Origin of the sequence: Micromonospora sp. WMMD754 (genome assembly GCF_049315235.1) — a bacterium.
Lineage (GTDB): Bacteria > Actinomycetota > Actinomycetes > Mycobacteriales > Micromonosporaceae > Micromonospora > Micromonospora sediminicola.
The window spans coordinates 3,515,824-3,532,130 of the sequence record NZ_CP186058.1; the positions used below are offsets into that span (position 1 = coordinate 3,515,824).

13 protein-coding genes are annotated in these 16,307 nt (G+C 74.4%); 11 read left to right on the forward strand and 2 right to left on the reverse strand.

Annotation, left to right across the window (positions count from 1 at the left end; genetic code table 11):
* Nucleotides 1-54 precede the first annotated feature (54 nt).
* The 4 genes from ACN27B_RS17145 (at nucleotide 55) to ispG (ending at nucleotide 4,481) form a co-directional block, all read left to right on the forward strand.
* On the forward strand, nucleotides 55-708 hold the full coding sequence (locus ACN27B_RS17145) for a Uma2 family endonuclease (RefSeq protein WP_422740985.1): 654 nt from the start codon (nucleotides 55-57) through the stop codon (nucleotides 706-708).
* Between the two features lie 129 nt (nucleotides 709-837).
* Entirely contained in the window at nucleotides 838-2,052 is a 1,215-nt protein-coding gene (gene dxr / locus ACN27B_RS17150; protein ID WP_099162114.1) for a 1-deoxy-D-xylulose-5-phosphate reductoisomerase, read from the forward strand.
* The gene (locus ACN27B_RS17155) at nucleotides 2,049-3,296 is read left to right on the forward strand and encodes a M50 family metallopeptidase (RefSeq protein ID WP_099162113.1); all 1,248 of its coding nucleotides are present in this window, start codon (nucleotides 2,049-2,051) and stop codon (nucleotides 3,294-3,296) included. Before dxr ends, ACN27B_RS17155 begins: the two co-directional genes overlap by 4 nt.
* Nucleotides 3,297-3,305: 9 nt before the next feature.
* Nucleotides 3,306-4,481, forward strand: coding sequence for a flavodoxin-dependent (E)-4-hydroxy-3-methylbut-2-enyl-diphosphate synthase (gene ispG / locus ACN27B_RS17160; protein WP_091580121.1), 1,176 nt, complete (start codon nucleotides 3,306-3,308; stop codon nucleotides 4,479-4,481).
* Between the two features lie 58 nt (nucleotides 4,482-4,539).
* On the opposite strand, the gene ACN27B_RS17165 is transcribed toward ispG, so the two are convergent.
* A complete protein-coding gene (locus ACN27B_RS17165) occupies nucleotides 4,540-5,214 on the reverse strand; it encodes a winged helix-turn-helix transcriptional regulator (protein WP_396824258.1) in 675 nt (224 codons plus the stop codon).
* Between the two features lie 130 nt (nucleotides 5,215-5,344).
* Here ACN27B_RS17165 and ACN27B_RS17170 point away from each other — a divergent pair, with 130 nt between their 5' ends.
* Complete coding sequence (locus tag ACN27B_RS17170; RefSeq protein WP_422740987.1) at nucleotides 5,345-6,163, forward strand: class I SAM-dependent methyltransferase; 819 nt, start codon at nucleotides 5,345-5,347, stop codon at nucleotides 6,161-6,163.
* A gap of 48 nt (nucleotides 6,164-6,211) precedes the next feature.
* Here ACN27B_RS17170 and ACN27B_RS17175 read toward each other — a convergent pair whose 3' ends face one another.
* Nucleotides 6,212-6,805, reverse strand: a complete 594-nt coding sequence (locus ACN27B_RS17175; RefSeq protein ID WP_099162110.1) for a PadR family transcriptional regulator — start codon at nucleotides 6,803-6,805, stop codon at nucleotides 6,212-6,214.
* Nucleotides 6,806-6,926: 121 nt separating this feature from the next.
* On the opposite strand from ACN27B_RS17175, the gene ACN27B_RS17180 reads away from it, so the two are divergent.
* From ACN27B_RS17180 to ACN27B_RS17205, 6 genes are all read left to right on the forward strand, one after another.
* Nucleotides 6,927-8,153: an MFS transporter gene (locus ACN27B_RS17180; protein WP_422740988.1), complete on the forward strand. Its 1,227-nt coding sequence runs from the start codon at nucleotides 6,927-6,929 to the stop codon at nucleotides 8,151-8,153.
* 77 nt (nucleotides 8,154-8,230) lie between these two features.
* Complete coding sequence (locus ACN27B_RS17185) at nucleotides 8,231-9,070, forward strand: DUF4081 domain-containing GNAT family N-acetyltransferase (RefSeq protein ID WP_099164726.1); 840 nt, start codon at nucleotides 8,231-8,233, stop codon at nucleotides 9,068-9,070.
* Between the two features lie 99 nt (nucleotides 9,071-9,169).
* A complete protein-coding gene (locus ACN27B_RS17190; RefSeq protein WP_422740989.1) occupies nucleotides 9,170-9,955 on the forward strand; it encodes an ATP-binding cassette domain-containing protein in 786 nt (261 codons plus the stop codon).
* Nucleotides 9,952-12,102 (forward strand): YhgE/Pip family protein, encoded by a 2,151-nt coding sequence (locus ACN27B_RS17195; protein ID WP_422740990.1) that lies wholly within the window; start codon nucleotides 9,952-9,954, stop codon nucleotides 12,100-12,102. The genes ACN27B_RS17190 and ACN27B_RS17195 overlap by 4 nt, the downstream gene beginning before the upstream one ends.
* A 10-nt stretch (nucleotides 12,103-12,112) precedes the next feature.
* Nucleotides 12,113-12,706 (forward strand): TetR/AcrR family transcriptional regulator, encoded by a 594-nt coding sequence (locus ACN27B_RS17200; protein ID WP_422740991.1) that lies wholly within the window; start codon nucleotides 12,113-12,115, stop codon nucleotides 12,704-12,706.
* A gap of 90 nt (nucleotides 12,707-12,796) precedes the next feature.
* A complete protein-coding gene (locus tag ACN27B_RS17205) occupies nucleotides 12,797-16,285 on the forward strand; it encodes an ATP-binding cassette domain-containing protein (RefSeq protein ID WP_422740992.1) in 3,489 nt (1,162 codons plus the stop codon).
* The last annotated feature ends 22 nt before the right edge of the window (nucleotides 16,286-16,307 follow it).

Genomic DNA, 16,307 nt, shown 5'->3' on the forward strand with positions numbered 1-16,307 from the left:
GCAGCGCCGCTAGGGTGGGCGGTAGCACGATTACCCGCGGAGGGGGTGAGCCCGATGGCCCAGGCCGCATTCGCGCCCGAGCCGGCGCCGCAACCCGCCGAGCCGTCGTTCGACGTGCTCCGCTGGCACGACGAACCGTGGACCGCGCAGCTCGCTCTCGATCTCCTACCGGAGACCAACGGCCCGAAGGTCGAGGTCCTGAGCGGAAGCGTGATCGTGACACCACATGCCGGCTATGACCACCAGGACGCCGAACTGGATCTGGCCTACCTGCTGAAGCAGGCGGCCCGACGCGCCAAGCTCTGGCTGTACCTGGAGAGCAACGTCGTGTCGGGGAGGGACCTGTTCATCCCCGACATCGTCATCCTCGACGTGCCCGGGGGTGGACGAACGACCATGGACATCCGCCACGCGGTTCTGCTCGGTGAGATCGTCTCGCCGGGCAACCGCCGGAAGGATGTGATCGATCGGCCACGGGAGTACGCAGCCGTCGGCGTGCCCTACTTCCTCCGGGTCGATCTGCGGAATCGGGTGCCGACCATCGCTCTGTTCGAGCTGGTCGACGGCGATTACCGGCCGCTGGCCGCTGCGGCGGCGGGCACTCCCTTCGTGATGCGCCAGCCGTTCGAGTTCACTGTCGATCCCGGTGAACTCCTGGGTGAGGAGGCGCCGCCGGACAGACCCGGTGAGACGTCGGAGCCGCGTTGATCCACACCGGTTCGGCGAGGTGGCGGCATCGGTCGGGCCGGGACGGCGCCACCTCGGGGAAGTGGAGTCGATCAAGCCGTGGGGGGACGCCGGGGCGGAACGGGTGAGGCGCTGGGGAACAATGGGCGGGTGACCACTCCCCGAGACCTCGTGCTGCTCGGCTCGACCGGCTCCATCGGCACCCAGGCCATCGACATCGTCAAGCGCAACCCGGACCGGTTCCGGGTGGTCGCGCTCGGCGCCGGCGGCGGCAACGTGGAGCTGCTCGCGACCCAGGCGCTGGAGCTGGGCGTGGAGGCGGTCGGCGTGGCCCGCGCGTCCACCGCGCAGGACCTCCAGTTGGCGTTCTACGCCGAGGCGAGCCGGCGCGGCTGGGCCACCGGCGACTTCAAGCTGCCCAAGATCGTGGCCGGGCCGGACGCGATGACCGAGCTGGCGCAGTGGCCGTGCGACGTCGTGCTCAACGGCGTGGTCGGCTCGTTGGGCCTGCCGCCGACGCTGGCCGCGCTGCGCGCCGGGCGCACCCTCGCGCTGGCCAACAAGGAGTCCCTGGTCGCCGGTGGTTCGCTGGTGCGGGCCGCGGTGACGCGCCCGGAGCAGATCGTGCCCGTCGACTCGGAGCACTCGGCGCTGGCCCAGTGCCTGCGCGGCGGTGCCCGCGACGAGGTGCGGCGGCTGGTGGTCACCGCCAGCGGCGGCCCGTTCCGGGGCCGGCGGCGCGACGAGTTGACCCAGGTCACACCGGAGCAGGCCCTCGCGCACCCGACCTGGAACATGGGGCCGGTCGTGACGATCAACTCGGCCACGATGGTCAACAAGGCGCTGGAGGTGATCGAGGCGCACGAGCTGTTCGACGTGCCGTACGCCGACATCACGGTCATGGTCCACCCGCAGTCGGTGATCCACTCGATGGTCGAGTTCGTCGACGGCTCCACCCTCGCCCAGGCCAGCCCGCCGGACATGCGGCTGCCCATCGCGCTCGGGATCGGCTGGCCGGACCGGGTCCCCGGGGCCGCCGCGGCGGTCGACTGGGCCTCGGCGCACACCTGGGAGTTCTTCCCGCTCGACGACACCGCGTTCCCGGCGGTCGCGCTGGCCAAGGCGGCCGGCGAGGCCGGGCGGTGCCGGCCGGCGATCTACAACGCGGCGAACGAGGAGTGCGTGGCGGCGTTCGTGGCCGGGCGGCTGCCCTTCCTCGGCATCGTCGACACCCTCCAGCGGGTGCTGGAGGATGCTCCCGACTTCGACGAACCAGGTACCGTCGAGGACGTGCTCGCCGCCGAGTCGTGGGCACGGGCGCACGCCCAGGAGATCATCGTCGGGTCGGTGGAAGGAGCTCGATGAGCTATCTGCTCGGGGTGGTGCTGTTCGCCCTGGCGATCCTCATCTCGGTGAGCCTGCACGAGGCGGGGCACATGCTGACCGCCAAGGCGTTCGGGATGAAGGTCACCCGCTACTTCGTCGGCTTCGGCCCGACGCTCTGGTCGTTCAAGCGGGGCGAGACGGAGTACGGCGTCAAGGGCATCCCGCTCGGCGGCTTCTGCAAGATCGTCGGCATGACGCCGCAGGACGACGACGTCGAGCCGGGGGACGAGAAGCGCGCCATGTGGCGCTACCCGGTGTGGAAGCGGACGATCGTGATGTCCGCCGGCTCCGCGATGCACTTCGCCATCGCGCTGGTGGCGCTCTGGATCATCGCGGTCTCCGCCGGCCTGCCGAACCCGAAGTTCCCCACCACCGAGGCCGGCTTCCGGGCCGAGCCGGCGGTGGTCGCCATCGCCCCGTGCGTGGTCGTGGAGAACGCGAGCCGCGCCTGCCAGAGCGGCGACCCGGCCAGCCCGGCCGCCCAGGCCCAGCTCAAGGACGGCGACCGGATCACCGCGGTGAACGGCCGTCCGGTCTCCACCTGGGGCGACATGCTCGACGTGGTCCGGGGCACCAAGCCCGGCACCGCCACCGTCTCCTACCTGCGCGACGGCACCCCCGCCACGGCCACCGTCGACCTGGCCGCGGTGCAGCGACCGCCGCTGGGCGACCCGAAGGGCGCCACCTCGGCGGTCTCCGCGCTCGGCGTGGCGCTCCAGCCGAGCACCCCCACCCGGGTGGAGTACGGCCCGGTCGCCGCGTTCGGCGCCACCGCCGACTTCACCGGCAACATGGCGGTGCAGACCGCGCACGCCATGCAGCGCATCCCGCAGAAGGTCCCGGCGCTGTGGAACGCGATCACCGGTGAAGAGCGCGACATGGACACCCCGATCAGCGTGGTCGGCGCCAGCCGGCTCGGCGGCGAGGCCGTGGAGAACAACGCCTGGCTGGTGTTCTTCATGCTCTTCGTGTCGCTCAACTTCTTCATCGGCGTGTTCAACCTGCTCCCGCTGCTCCCGCTGGACGGCGGCCACATCGCCATCGCCTGGTTCGAGCGGGCCCGCTCCTGGCTCTACGCCCGGATCGGCCGCACCGACCCGGGGCGCGTCGACTACCTGAAGCTCATGCCCCTCACGTACGCGGTGATCCTGGTCGGTGGCGTGTTCACGCTGCTGACCGTCACCGCGGACGTCGTCAACCCGATCACGCTCTTCTCAAGGTGAGTGCCTGAAGTGACCGCTGTCAGTCTCGGTATGCCCCCCGTACCGCCGCCGCCGCTGGCCCCGCGCCGGGCCAGCCGCCAGATCATGGTCGGCTCGGTGCCGGTCGGTGGGGGCGCGCCGGTCTCGGTGCAGTCCATGACCACCACCCTCACCGCCGACGTCAACGCCACGCTCCAGCAGATCGCCGAGCTGACCGCGTCCGGCTGCCAGATCGTCCGGGTCGCCGTTCCCTCGCAGGACGACGTCGAGGCGCTGCCGGCGATCGCGCGCAAGTCGCAGATCCCGGTGATCGCCGACATCCACTTCCAGCCGAAGTACGTCTTCGCCGCGATCGACGCCGGCTGCGCCGCGGTCCGGGTGAACCCGGGCAACATCCGGCAGTTCGACGACAAGGTCAAGGAGATCGCCAAGGCGGCCGGCGACGCCGGGGTGCCGATCCGGATCGGCGTGAACGCCGGCTCGCTGGACAAGCGCCTGCTGGCCAAGTACGGCCGGGCCACCGCCGAGGCGCTCGTCGAGTCGGCGCTCTGGGAGTGCTCGCTGTTCGAGGAGCACGGCTTCCGGGACATCAAGATCTCGGTCAAGCACAACGACCCGGTGGTGATGATCCGCGCCTACCGGCTGCTGGCCGAGAAGTGCGACTACCCGCTGCACCTGGGCGTCACCGAGGCCGGCCCGGCGTTCCAGGGCACGATCAAGTCGGCCGTGGCGTTCGGCGCGCTGCTGGCAGAGGGCATCGGCGACACCATCCGGGTCTCCCTCTCCGCCCCGCCGGTCGAGGAGATCAAGGTCGGCGCCGCGATCCTGGAGTCGCTGGGCCTGCGCGAGCGCGGCCTGGAGATCGTCTCCTGCCCGTCCTGCGGTCGGGCCCAGGTCGACGTCTACAAGCTGGCCGAGGAGGTAACCGCCGGCCTGGAAGGGCTGCCGGTGCCGCTGCGCGTCGCGGTCATGGGCTGCGTGGTGAACGGTCCGGGCGAGGCCCGCGAGGCCGACCTGGGTGTCGCCTCCGGCAACGGCAAGGGCCAGATCTTCGTCAAGGGCAAGGTCGTCAAGACCGTGCCGGAGGCGCAGATCGTGGAGACGCTGATCGAGGAGGCGCTGCGGATCGCCGACGAGATGGGCGCCGAGATCCCCGAGGAGCTGCGGGACCTGGTGCCCGGTGGCGCCACGGTCACCGTGCACTGATCCGCTTCCCGCATCGCCGTGCGGCCGTCCCCTCCCGGGGGCGGCCGCACGCGCCGTCTCAGGGCCGGGGCACGGCGGCGAAGGGGGAGAGGGTGAACCAGCCGGGTACCGCGCGCCGCACCGTCTCCGGCCCGGCCACCTGCACCGCCCCGCTGCGCAACGCGGCCGGCCACTCCAGGTCGCCCAGCCAGACCTGGACCAGGGCCCGCAGGTCGGCGGTGACGGTCACCGTCACGTCGTGGCCGGGGTCGTCGTCGCAGACGTCGGCCTCGCCGGCGGCGATGACCAGCCACCAGTCGCGCAGCGCCGCCGGCACGTCGCGGAAGCGGAACCGCACGACGGTACGCCCCGGCGGGACCGCGTCGTGGTCGACGTGCCGGTGCATGTCCCACAGCAGCAGCTTCGGGTCGAGGTCGGCGTCGCCCAGCTCGCCGATCCAGCGCACGCCCCAGGCCCCGAGCGCCTCCACCACGGGCCGCAGCTCGCGCCCGGCGGCGGTCGGGACGTAACGCACGTCGCCGCCGTCGACGCGCCGCTCCACGACGCCGGCGCGGACGAGCTGGTGCAGCCGGCGGGACAGCAGCGTGGGCGACATCCGGGGCAGCCCGCGGCGCAGCTCGTTGAAACGTTCCGAGCCGCTGACCAACTCCCGGACGACGAGCAGCGTCCACCGCTCGTCGAGCAGCTCCATGGCCTTCGCCACGGGGCAGAACTGGTGGTAGGAGGCCCCCATGGCGGGCACGCTACGCCCGGCCCGTCGGCCCGGCCAGCGACCTGTCGGGAGCGGTACAGATCTCGTACTGGGGGCCGGGTCGCCCGATGCCTAGCGTCGCTGGCAGGGACGACAGGTGAGGAGCGAGGCGATGATCGAGGAACAGGAGCGGGACGCGGCCGTGAAGGCCGGGCACCGCCGGATGTGGGCGCTGGGCGACTACGCCGCCGTGGCCGCGCAGGTGATCCCGCAGTTGGGGGCGACGCTGGTCCGGGCGGCCCGGGTGGGGCCGGGCGACCGGGTGCTGGACGTGGCCGCCGGCACCGGCAACGCGGCCCTGCCGGCGGCCCGGACCGGGGCGGAGGTGGTGGCCGGCGACCTGACCCCGGAGCTGCTGGAGATCGGCCGGGCGGCGGCCGAGCGGGAGGGGTTGACGCTGACCTGGCAGGAGGCCGACGCCGAGGCGCTGCCGTACGCCGACGGCGAGTTCGACGCCGTGCTCTCCTGCGTGGGCGTGATGTTCGCGCCCCGGCACCGGGTCGCCGCCGACGAGCTGCTCCGGGTCTGCCGGCCGGGCGGGACGATCGGACTGGTCAACTGGACGCCGCAGGGCTTCGTGGGCCAGTTGTTCGCGGCCATGCGGCCGTACGCGCCCCCGCCGCCGCCGGGCGCGCAGCCGCCCCCGCTCTGGGGCGACGAGGACCACGTCCGGGAGTTGTTCGGCGACCGGGTCTCCTCGCTCAGGCTGGGACGGGACGCGGTGGTCGTGAACCGGTTCGCGACGCCGGAGGAGTTCCGGGACTTCTTCGCCACCCACTACGGGCCGACGGTGGCGGTCTACCGGGCGAACGCCGGCGACCCGCAGCGGACCGCCGGGCTCGACCGCGCGTTGACCGACCTGGCCGCCCGGCATTTGGAGGGCGGCGTGATGCGGTGGGAGTACCTGCTGGTCACCGCGCGCCGCGCCTGACGGCACGCCGGTCGTCGCCCGGCCGGCGTGCCGTCCCGGCGGCGGTGTTCACTCGGACTCGGCGAGGATGGCGTACAGCTTGCGCCGGGTCTCGTCGAGCACCTGGGCGGCCCGGGCGCGCTGGTCGTCGGTGCCGGTGGTCATCACCTGGCGCAGCGCGTGCATGGCCTGCGCGCCGGCGTCGCGGATGTCGTGCCAGCTGTTGACGGTCTGTTCGGCGAACTCCGCCCAGGGCGGGGTCTGCGCCGCCTCGGTCGCCTCGGGCCGGCCCTGCTCGGTGAGGGCGAACCGCTTGCGCCCGCCGTCGGAGTCGGCGGCCGTGGCGATGACGCCCTCGTCCTCCAGCAGTTGCAGGGTCGGGTAGATCGAGCCGGGGCTGGGCCGCCAGGCCCCGCCGGTGCGGGAGTCGATCTCCTGGATCATCTCGTAGCCGTGCATCGGCCGCTCGGTGAGCAGCGCCAGCACGGCGCCGCGCACGTTCGGCCGCCGGCCGCGCCCGCGGCCCCGGCCACCCCGGCCCCGCCCGTGACCGTGCGGTCCGGGCGGGAACGGCGGCGGTCCCGGGGGTACGGGCGGGAAGCCGAAGCCGCCGTGGCGGTGCATCTCGTCGTGCATGGTGTGCACGTGTCGACGGAAACCCATCGGGCTCTCCTTCTGTCGTCGTATCACTGATGCATCAACGATATATCGGCAATGCATCGGCGACAAGACGTCGTGAGAATCGGGGCTGCAAACCGTACGTACGTCTTGTTAAGGTGCCGGAGTGCGCCTGCTACCCGAACCCGGGCCGTCCCGGACCCTCGCCCTGTCCACGCTGATCAACACCGTCGGTCGGGGCACCTGGCTCACCGCCAGCGCGCTCTTCCTCACCCGCTCGGTCGGGCTCACCGTGGCCCAGGTCGGCGTGGCGCTCACGCTCACCGCACTGGTCAGCCTGGTGGCCAGCGCACCGATGGGCTACCTGGCCGACCGGCTCGGCCCGCGCGGTCTCCAGCTGGCGGCGCTGATCGCCTCGGCCGGCTGCACCGCCGCCCTGGTCGCGGTGCGTTCGTTCGCCGGGTTCCTGGTGGTCGGCGTGCTCATGGCTGTCGCCGACTCGGCCAGCCGGGGCGCGCGGGGGGCGCTGATCGCCGGCGCCGTCCCCGCCGACCAGCGCGTCCGCACCCGGGCCTACCTGCGCGCGGTCACCAACGTCGGGATCTCGGTGGGCGCCGTCCTGGCCGGGTTCGCGCTGGCCGTCGACACCCGCGGCGCGTACGTGACACTGATCCTGCTCGACTGCCTCACCTACCTGCTGGCGGCGGTGGTGCTGCTCCGGCTGCCGGCCGTGCCGCCGGTGCCGGCGCCCACGCACGGACCCCGGCTGATCGCCCTGCGGGACCGGCCGTTCCTGGCCTTCACCGTCCTCGACGGGCTGATGTCGATGCACTTCTCGCTGACCAACATCGCCCTGCCGCTCTGGATCGCCGGGCACACCCACGCGCCGCGCTGGCTGGTCTCCGCCTGCCTGCTGGTCAACACCGTGGTGGTGGTGCTCTTCCAGGTCCGCGCCTCGCGGGGCACCGAGGAGCTGACCGGCGCCGGCCGGGCCGCCCGCCGGGCGGGCGCGTTCATCGGGGTGGCCTGCGTGCTGTTCGCGGCCGCGGGTGGCGTACCGGCGGCGGTGGCGGTGCCGCTGCTGCTGGCCGGCGCGCTGGTGCACGTGGTGGGGGAGCTGTGGCACGCGGCGGCCGGCTGGGGCGTCTCGTTCGGCCTCGCCCCGGCCCACGCGCACGGTCAGTACCAGGGGGCGTACGGGATGGGCATGCAGCTCGGGTCGATGGTCGCCCCGGTGGTGGTGACCACGCTCGCGATCGGCTGGGGCGTACCCGGCTGGCTGCTGCTCGGCGGGTCGTTCCTGCTGCTCGGCGTGCTGGTGCCGCCGGTGGTGCGGTGGGCCGCGCGCACCCGGCCGCAGGCGGCGGCGCCGGAACCGGTTCCGGCCGGCTGAGCCGCCGCTCACCGGCCGGTCACCGGGGTGTCCGGTCGGCCCGCGCGCTCCCGGGTCCATCTGGCAGGCTGGTAACCGTGCTCACGGTGCCGGTACGCCAACTGGGGGAGTCGGAGCGCCGCGCGGTCGAGCGGCTGCTCGACCTCGACCCGTACGCGGGCGCGCAGGTCGCCGAGCGGGTGGCGGCGCGCGGGCTGGCCTGGTGGCGGGCCGAGGCGCGGATCCTCGGCTACGGCTCCCGCCGCAACCTGGAGTCGATCTGCTGGTTGGGCGGCAACCTCACCCCGGTGCTCGCGTCCGAGCCGGCGGTGGCCGCGTTCGCCGAGCAGTTGGGCGCGGAGGAGCGGCTCTGCTCCTCGATCGTGGGCCGCGCCGACGCGGTGCTCGGGCTCTGGGACCGCCTCTCCGCGCACTGGGGCCCGGCAAGGGACGTACGCCCGAACCAGCCGTTGCTGGCCACGGACGCCCTGCCCGCCGTGACGCCCGACCCGCAGGTGCGCCGGGTGCGCAGCAGTGAGGTCGACCGGCTCTTCCCGGCGGCGGTCGCGATGTACACCGAGGAGGTCGGGGTCTCGCCGCTGGCCGAGGACGGCGGGCGTGGCTACCGGCGGCGGGTGACCGAGCTGGTGCGCGCCGGCCGGGCCTACGCCCGGTTCGTCGACGGCCGGGTGGTCTTCAAGGCCGAGTTGGCCGTGGTGACCCGCCGCACCGCGCAGGTGCAGGGTGTCTGGGTGGCGCCCGAGTGGCGGGGCCGGGGCATCGCCGCCGCCGCCATGGCCGCGGTGGTGCGCGACACGTTGGAGCGGGTCGCGCCGACGGTCAGCCTCTACGTCAACGACTTCAACCTGCCGGCCCGGCGGGTCTACGAGCGCTGCGGCTTCCGCCCGGTCGGCACGCTCGCCACCGTGCTGTTCTGAGGATCACCCTCTCCTCGCGTTGCGCCGAACCGGACACCCGGCGCTATGCTGGTCATGTTTTTGTACTGACCAGTCAGTTTAGTTATGGGAACGGGTGTCATGACGATCGTCGAGGCCAGCGGGCTCGGGCTGCGGACCCGTCGCGGCTGGGTCTACCGGGACGTCGACCTCACCGCCGCCGCCGGTGAGCTGCACGCGGTGACCGGGCCTCCCGGCAGCGGGCGCACCTCGCTGCTGCTCGCCCTGGCCGGGCGCTTCCCGCACAGCCACGGCGAGCTGCGCCGCCGGGGACCGGCCGCGCTCGGCCAGGTGGCCGGCGTGCACGAGCCCGACCCGACGCTCACCGTCGCCGAGCACATCACCGAACGGCTGCTGCTGCTCGGCCCGGTCCCGCGCCGCCGCCGCCGCCAGCTCGTCCCGGTCGCCGCCGTGCGGGCGCGCCGGGCCTACCGCCGCGACGCCTACGCCGCCGCCATCGCCGGCGCCGGCTTCACCGACGCCCCGCTCGACCCCGACCGGTACGGCCGCGACCTCACCCCGGTCGAGCGGCAGGTGCTCGGGCTGGTGCTGGCCAGCCTCGGCGGCCCCAGCCTGATCGTCGCCGACGACGTGGACGCCGGCGCCGACCGCCCCGAACGGGAGTGGATGTGGGCCGCCCTGGAACGCCTCGCCGACCAGGGGTACGCGGTGGTCGTCAGCGCCCGCGCCGTCGAACCCGGGGTGTCCGCCACCGCGCACCGCATCGGTGACCCCGCGCTGCCCGCCCCCGCCCTGACCGGTCCCGCCCCGACCGCTTCCGCCCTGACCGGTCCCGCCCCGACCGCTTCCGCCCTGACCGGTTCCGCCCCGACCGCTTCCGCCCCGACCGCCGAGGTGCCCGCATGAGCGTGCTGCGACTGGCCCTGTTCGAGCTGCGCCGGATGACCCGCGGCCGGCTGCCGCGCGCCGCGCTCGCCGTGCTCACCGTGGTGCCGCTGCTCTACGGCGCGCTCTACCTCTACGCCTTCTGGGACCCGTACGGGAACCTCGACCGGATCCCGGTCGCCCTGGTCAACGCCGACCGGCCGGCCCGGGCCGGCGACGGCACCGAGGTGCACGCCGGGCGGGACCTCGCTGACGAACTGCTCGACCGCAAGGTCTTCGGCTGGACCGTGACCGACCAGGCCGACGCCACGAAGGGCCTGCGCGACGGTCGCTACCACCTGGTCTTCTCCATCCCCGCCGACTTCTCCGCCACGCTGGCCGCCAGCCCCGAGCCGGACCGCCCGGCCCGGCAGGGCGAGCTGAAGGTGGTCAACGACGACGCCACCAACTACCTCTCCGGGCTGCTCGCCCGCTCGGCGTTCAGCGAGATCCGGGCCGCCGCCGCGGAGAGCACCGCCGCCTCGTACTTCGACAAGATGCTGATCGGCTTCACCGACGCCAAGGCCGAGACCGGCCGGGCCGCCGACGGGGCGGGCAAGATCTCCGACGGGCTCGGCACCTCGCAGCGCGGCGCCGGTCAGCTCGCCGACGGGCTGGGGAGCGCCGAGGACGGCGCCGGGCAGCTCGCCGGCGGCCTGAACCAGTCGGTCCAGGGTGCCGACAAGCTGGCCCGGGGCCTCGACCAGTTGCAGACCGGCGCGGCCCAGCTCGCCGACGGCGCCGGCCGGGCCGCCACCGAGACGAGGGCCGCCGCCGCGAAGGTCGACGCCGCGGCCGACCGGTACGAACCGGTGCTGCGCCGCAACGCCGAGAAGATCCAACAGGCGGCCACCGCCGTCGCCACCGGCGCGCAGCAGCTCGCCGACGGCCTGGACGCGCTGCCCGCGAAGGCCGACGAGGTGGTGCGGACGGCGCAGGAGATCTCCGACCGGCTCGACGCGGTCGCGAAGGAGCACCCCGAACTGGCCGACGACAGCGACTTCGCCGCCGCCCGTACGGCCGCCGACCGGGCCGTGACCCAGGCGAAGGCGTTGGGGTCCGCCCTGGACCGGACCGCCCTGGCCGCGTTGAAGAAGCAGATGACCGAGGTCGCGAAGACCGCCCGCGAGGTGGCCGCCGCCGCGCCGCACCTGGCCGACGACGTCGCCTCCGCCCGGGCCAAGGTCGACGAGCTGGCCGGCGGGCTCACCACGCTCGCCCAGGGCAGCGCCAAGCTCCGCGACGGGCTCGGCGACGCGTCCACCGGCGCCGACCAGTTGCGCGGCGGGCTCTACCGGCTCGCCACCGGCGCCCGGGCGCTCGACGGCGGCCTGGCCCAGCTCGGCACCGGCAGCACCAAGCTGGTCGACGGGCTGACCCGGCTGGAGGGCGGCGCCGGCGACCTCGCCGACGGGCTCGCCGCCGGGGAGAAGAAGCTGCCCGGGTACGACGACGCGAGCAGTCGCGCCGACGTGCTCGGCGACCCCGTCGGCCTGATCCGCGACTCGCGGCACCCGGCCGGCTCCTACGGCGTGGGCTTCGCGCCCTACTTCCTGGCGCTGGCGCTCTGGGTCGGCGCGATGATCACGTACATGCTGTTGCGGCCGGTCAACCGGCGGCACGTGATGTCCGGCGCGCCCGGCTGGCGGGTCGTGCTCGCCGGCTGGCTGCCGGCGGCCGGGATCGGCCTGGCCCAGGTCGCGGTGCTCTACGCGGTGGTGACGCTCGCGCTCGGACTGCACCCGCAGCACGGCGCGGCGACCTTCGGGCTGCTCGCGCTCACCTCGCTGGCGTTCACCGCGATCATGCAGCTGCTCGGCGTCGCGCTCGGCCCGGCCGGCCGGCTGGCCGCGCTGGCCCTGCTGATGCTCCAGCTCACCTCCTCCGGCGGCACCTACCCGGTGCAGACCTCACCCGGCTTCTTCCAGGCGATCCACCCCTGGCTGCCGATGACGTACGTGGTGGCCGGCCTGCGGCACACCGTCAACGGCGGGCCGGCCGGCCCGGTGGTCGGCGGGGCGCTGGTCCTGCTCGCCTTCGGGCTCGGCGCCCTGGTGCTCACCGTCGGCGCGGCGCGCCGGTCCCGCCGGCTGACCCCGGCCAAACTGCACCCCGAACTGACCATGTGAGGATGGGGCGGTGACGGACGGTCGGTCGCGCCGGCGGGAGGACACCCGCCAGCGTCTCTTCGTGGCGGCGGTGGAGCTCATCGCCGAGCAGGGTTTCTCGGCCACCACGGTGGACGACATCGCGGCCCGGGCCGGGGTGGCCAAGGGGACCGTCTACTACAACTTCGAGTCCAAGACGGTCCTCTTCGAGGAGCTGCTGCGGCACGGCATCGGCCTGCTCACCGCCGAGTTCCGGGCCGCCGTCGACGGGTTGCCGCCGCGCGAGGCGCTCGCCGCCCTGGTCCGGGCCGAGCTGGAGTACATCCGCCGCTACCGGGCCTTCGCCCAGCTCCTGCTCTCGGAGATGTGGCGCACCAACCGGGAGTGGCAGCAGACGCTGCGGCTGCTGCGCGGCGAGGCCATCGAGGTGATCGCCGAGACGGTCCGCGCCGGCGTGGACAGCGGCGACCTCCCGGCCGACCTGGACGTGCGGACCGCCAGCTCGGCGCTGTTCGGCGTCGGGCTCGTGGTGGCCGTGGACTGGCTGGTCTTCCAGCCCGACCGGCCGATCGCCGACGTGCAGGAGGCGCTGCTCGGCATCGTCCGCCGGGTCGCCCATACCTGACCGGAACGCGGTAATTCGTTTGATCCGCACCGGCCGGACGGGAAGGCTGGGTTCACCGCCCCCACCCGTCCGAGTCCGGAGGACTGTCCTATGCGCCTGCTCCGAGATCTCTGGACCACCGCACCCCGGCGGATGGCGGCCGTCCTGCTGCTGATCGTGCTGGGCGCCGGTGGTCAGGCCGCCGCCTCCGCGCTCGCCGGGCCGGTGCTGGTGCACCGCTCGTCCGGCTGGTTCGTCGCGCTCGCCGTGGCGCTGGTCGCCGCCGTCGTGACCGACCTGCTGATCGGGCTGATCATGGCCCGGCTCACCGCCGACTGGTCCGCCGACGTCCGCCGCCGGCTCTGCCGCGTCGCGCTCGGGCAGGACCTGCCGGCCCTGGAGACCACCCCGGTCGGCGAGCTGCTCGACCGGATCGACAACGACGTCTACCAGGTCGCCGCCGAGATGCGGAACACCGGCGTACGCCTGGCGCAGGGCCTCGCCGTCTGCGCGCTCGCCACGGTCAGCGCGCTGGTCGTCTGGTGGCCCGCCGGCGTCGGGATGGTGCTGCTGACCGTGCTGCTCGCGGCCACGCTGCGCCGCCCCACCGCCCGGATCGCCCCGGCCCGGATGGCCGAGGAGGAGGCGTGGTCCGACCTCGCCGCCGTGATGGAGGAGGCGGTGCACGGCCAGGACGACGTGCGCACCAGCCTCGCCCGCCCGTACGTGCTGCGCCTGTACGCCCGCCGGGCGGCCGAGGTGATCGCCCGGTGCGGCCGGGTCTTCCGGCTCTCCGCCCGGGTCACCGCGGTGGCCACCGGCGGGGTCCGGGTCGGCATCGCGGTGGTGGTGCTGGCCGGCGCGTGGGCGCTCGCCACCGGCCGGGTGGACGCCGCCCGGCTCACCGCCATCTGGCTGCTGGCGATCGCGTTCGGCGCGACCGTCGAGCACATCGCCCGCTGGGTGCCGCACCTGCAACAGGCGTTCGGCGCCTGGGGGCGCGTGCAGCTGCTGGCCGGCGCGCCGCAGGAACCGGTCGGCGGCGTCGCCCCGGCCGACGGCGACCTGACCGTCCGCGGGCTCACCTTCCGCTACCCGGCCGCCGGCGACGAGCGCGGCCCGGCGCTGCGCGACGTGCGGCTCGACTTCGCCCGCGGCCGCTCGTACGCGCTGGTCGGCCGCACCGGATCGGGCAAGTCGACGCTGGCCAAGGTGCTCACCCGGGCCGTGGAGGTGCCGCGCGGCACCGTCTTCCTGGGCGACACCGACGTGGTCGACCTGGACGTCGAGGAACTGCGCCGGTGGATCGCCGTGGTGCCCCAGCGCACCGAGATCCTGGCCGGCACGCTCGCCGAGAACGTCGCCCTCTTCGACCCGGAACTGCTCGGAGCCGCCGAGCGGGCGCTCGCCGAACTGGGCCTGGCCGGGTGGATCGCCGAGCTGCCCGACGGCGTGCACACCCGCCTCGGCGATGGCGGCCACGTGCTCTCCGCCGGGCAGGAGCAACTGGTGGCGTTCGCCCGGATCCTGGTCCGGGACCCGCACGTGGTGATCCTCGACGAGGCCACCGCGCGGCTCGACCCGGTCACCGAGAACCGGGTGCGCCAGGCCACCGAGCGGCTGCTCACCGACCGCATCGGCATCGTCATCGCGCACCGGCTCTCCTCGGTGCGGCGCTGCGACGAGGTCGTGGTGATGGCCGACGGCGCGGTGCTGGAGGCCGGTCCGCTGCGCGAGTCCGCCCGCTTCGCCGAGCTGCTCGCCACCAGCCACGCGGGGGCGTACGCGGGTGCCGGCGCCCGCCGCGGCGGCGTGGACCTGCTCGACGCGCCCGACGAGTGGGTCGACGACGCGCCGGTCCTGCCGGCCGCCGGGCCGCCCCGCGTCGCCGTGCCGCGCGCCGCGCCGCCGCCGGCGCCGCCCGCGCCGTCCGCCCGGACCATGCGGGAGATCCTCCGGCTGGGCGTCAACGACCGCCGGTACGGCCTGGTGTCGGTGGCCCTGTTCGTGGTGATGACGGTGCTCGGGCTCGACGGCGCGGTGCTGCCCTGGCTCTGGGCCGACCTGGTCGCCGGCGGCGACCCGTGGCTGCCGGCGCTCGGCATCGCCGCCGCGCTGCTGCTGGTGCTGCCGCTGCCCTACCTGACCAACCTGTGGTTCCCGCAGTGGTGGATCCGCCAGATGCTGCGGATCAGCGCCCGGCTGGTGCACGGGCAGACCGGCGCGCGCCGGGTCAGCGGGCACACCCCGGCCGAGGTGGTGGCCCAGGGCGGCGACACCGACCGGGTGGTGCAGCTCGCCGACAACCTGATGGACCAGTTCATCTCGGTGGCCATCGTGCTCACCATGACGCTCGTCACCGGCAGTGTCGTACCGGCGCTGTTCTTCGTCGGCACGATGGTGGCCTCCGGCCTGGCGGCCACGCTGTTCGGGCCGAAGCTGGAACGCACCGCCGCCGGCACCGTCAAGGCGCGGGCCGCGTTCGCCACCGCGCTGGTCTCCGCGCTCTCCGCCGCCCGTACGGTGAAGCTGGCCGGCGCCACCCGCCCGGTGCTGCGCCACCTCGCCGGGCTGGACGCGGTGCGCAGCGAGCGGCAGCGGCGGGAGATCGCCATGCAGGTGTGGGCCCGGTCCACCCCGTCCGTCGCCAGTGGACTGCTGCCGATCGGGGCCTGGGCGCTCTACCTGGCCGGCGAGCTGTCCGCCGGCGCCACGCTGGTCGCCGTCTCCACCCTCGGCGCGGCCCGCTGGTTCGCCTGGACCACCGCGGCGCTGGTCTCCCAGTACCCGTCGGCGCGGGTGTGGACCCGGCGCACCGTGGCGATGACCGGGACGGCCACCTACTCCGCGGAGGTGCCCGGGCTCGACCTCGCCGCCGGCACCGCGCCGGCGCCCGAGCCGCCGCCCCGGCACCCGCTGCGGCGGCTGGAGCTGGCCGGCTTCGGCGCGCTGCACTCCGACGGCACGCTGGCCGTCCGCGACGTCGACCTGGTGGTCGAGCGCGGGCAGCTGGTGCTGGTGGTCGGTCCGGTCGGCGCCGGCAAGTCGTCGCTGCTGCGCGCGCTGGCCGGCATCGTCCACCACGTCGGGGCGCTGCGCTGGAACGGCGAGCCGGTCACCGAGCCGGAGATGTTCCTGCGCCCCAACCAGGTCGGCTACGTGGGGCAGTTGCCCCGGGTGCTCTCCGGCACCGTGGCCGAGAACATCGCGCTCGGCCACCAGGTGGACGCCGCCGGCGCGGTCTCCACCGCCCAGCTGGAACACGACCTGGCCGCCGCCGGGGGCGGGCTCGGGCTGCTCATCGGGCACAAGGGCACCCGGCTCTCCGGCGGGCAGCTCCAGCGGCTGGCGCTGGCCCGGGCGCTCGCCCCGCGTACCGAGCTGCTGGTCGCCGACGACGTGTCGTCGGCGCTGGACGTGACCACGGAGCTGGCGCTCTGGGCGGCGCTGCGCGAGCACGGGGTGACAGTGGTCGGCTCGACCGCCAAGCGGGCCGCGCTGGTCCGCGCGGACCACGTGGTGGTGCTGGTCGACGGCGTGGTCGCGGCCCAGGGCGCCTGGTCCGACCTGGAGGCCCGCTGGTCCCACCTGGCCGGCTGACCACCGTCCGCCCCGCCCGTCG

Bases quoted from the DNA above. Each gene is read 5' to 3' on its own strand.
- ACN27B_RS17190 (WP_422740989.1), top strand. From the start codon at position 9,170: ATGACGATCGTCGAGGCCAGCGGGCTCGGGCTGCGGACCCGTCGCGGC.
- ACN27B_RS17145 (WP_422740985.1), top strand. From the start codon at position 55: ATGGCCCAGGCCGCATTCGCGCCCGAGCCGGCGCCGCAACCCGCCGAG.
- ACN27B_RS17175 (WP_099162110.1), bottom strand. From the start codon at position 6,805: ATGGGTTTCCGTCGACACGTGCACACCATGCACGACGAGATGCACCGC.
- ACN27B_RS17170 (WP_422740987.1), top strand. From the start codon at position 5,345: ATGATCGAGGAACAGGAGCGGGACGCGGCCGTGAAGGCCGGGCACCGC.
- ACN27B_RS17205 (WP_422740992.1), top strand. From the start codon at position 12,797: ATGCGCCTGCTCCGAGATCTCTGGACCACCGCACCCCGGCGGATGGCG.
- ACN27B_RS17165 (WP_396824258.1), bottom strand. From the start codon at position 5,214: ATGGGGGCCTCCTACCACCAGTTCTGCCCCGTGGCGAAGGCCATGGAG.
- ACN27B_RS17155 (WP_099162113.1), top strand. From the start codon at position 2,049: ATGAGCTATCTGCTCGGGGTGGTGCTGTTCGCCCTGGCGATCCTCATC.
- ACN27B_RS17195 (WP_422740990.1), top strand. From the start codon at position 9,952: ATGAGCGTGCTGCGACTGGCCCTGTTCGAGCTGCGCCGGATGACCCGC.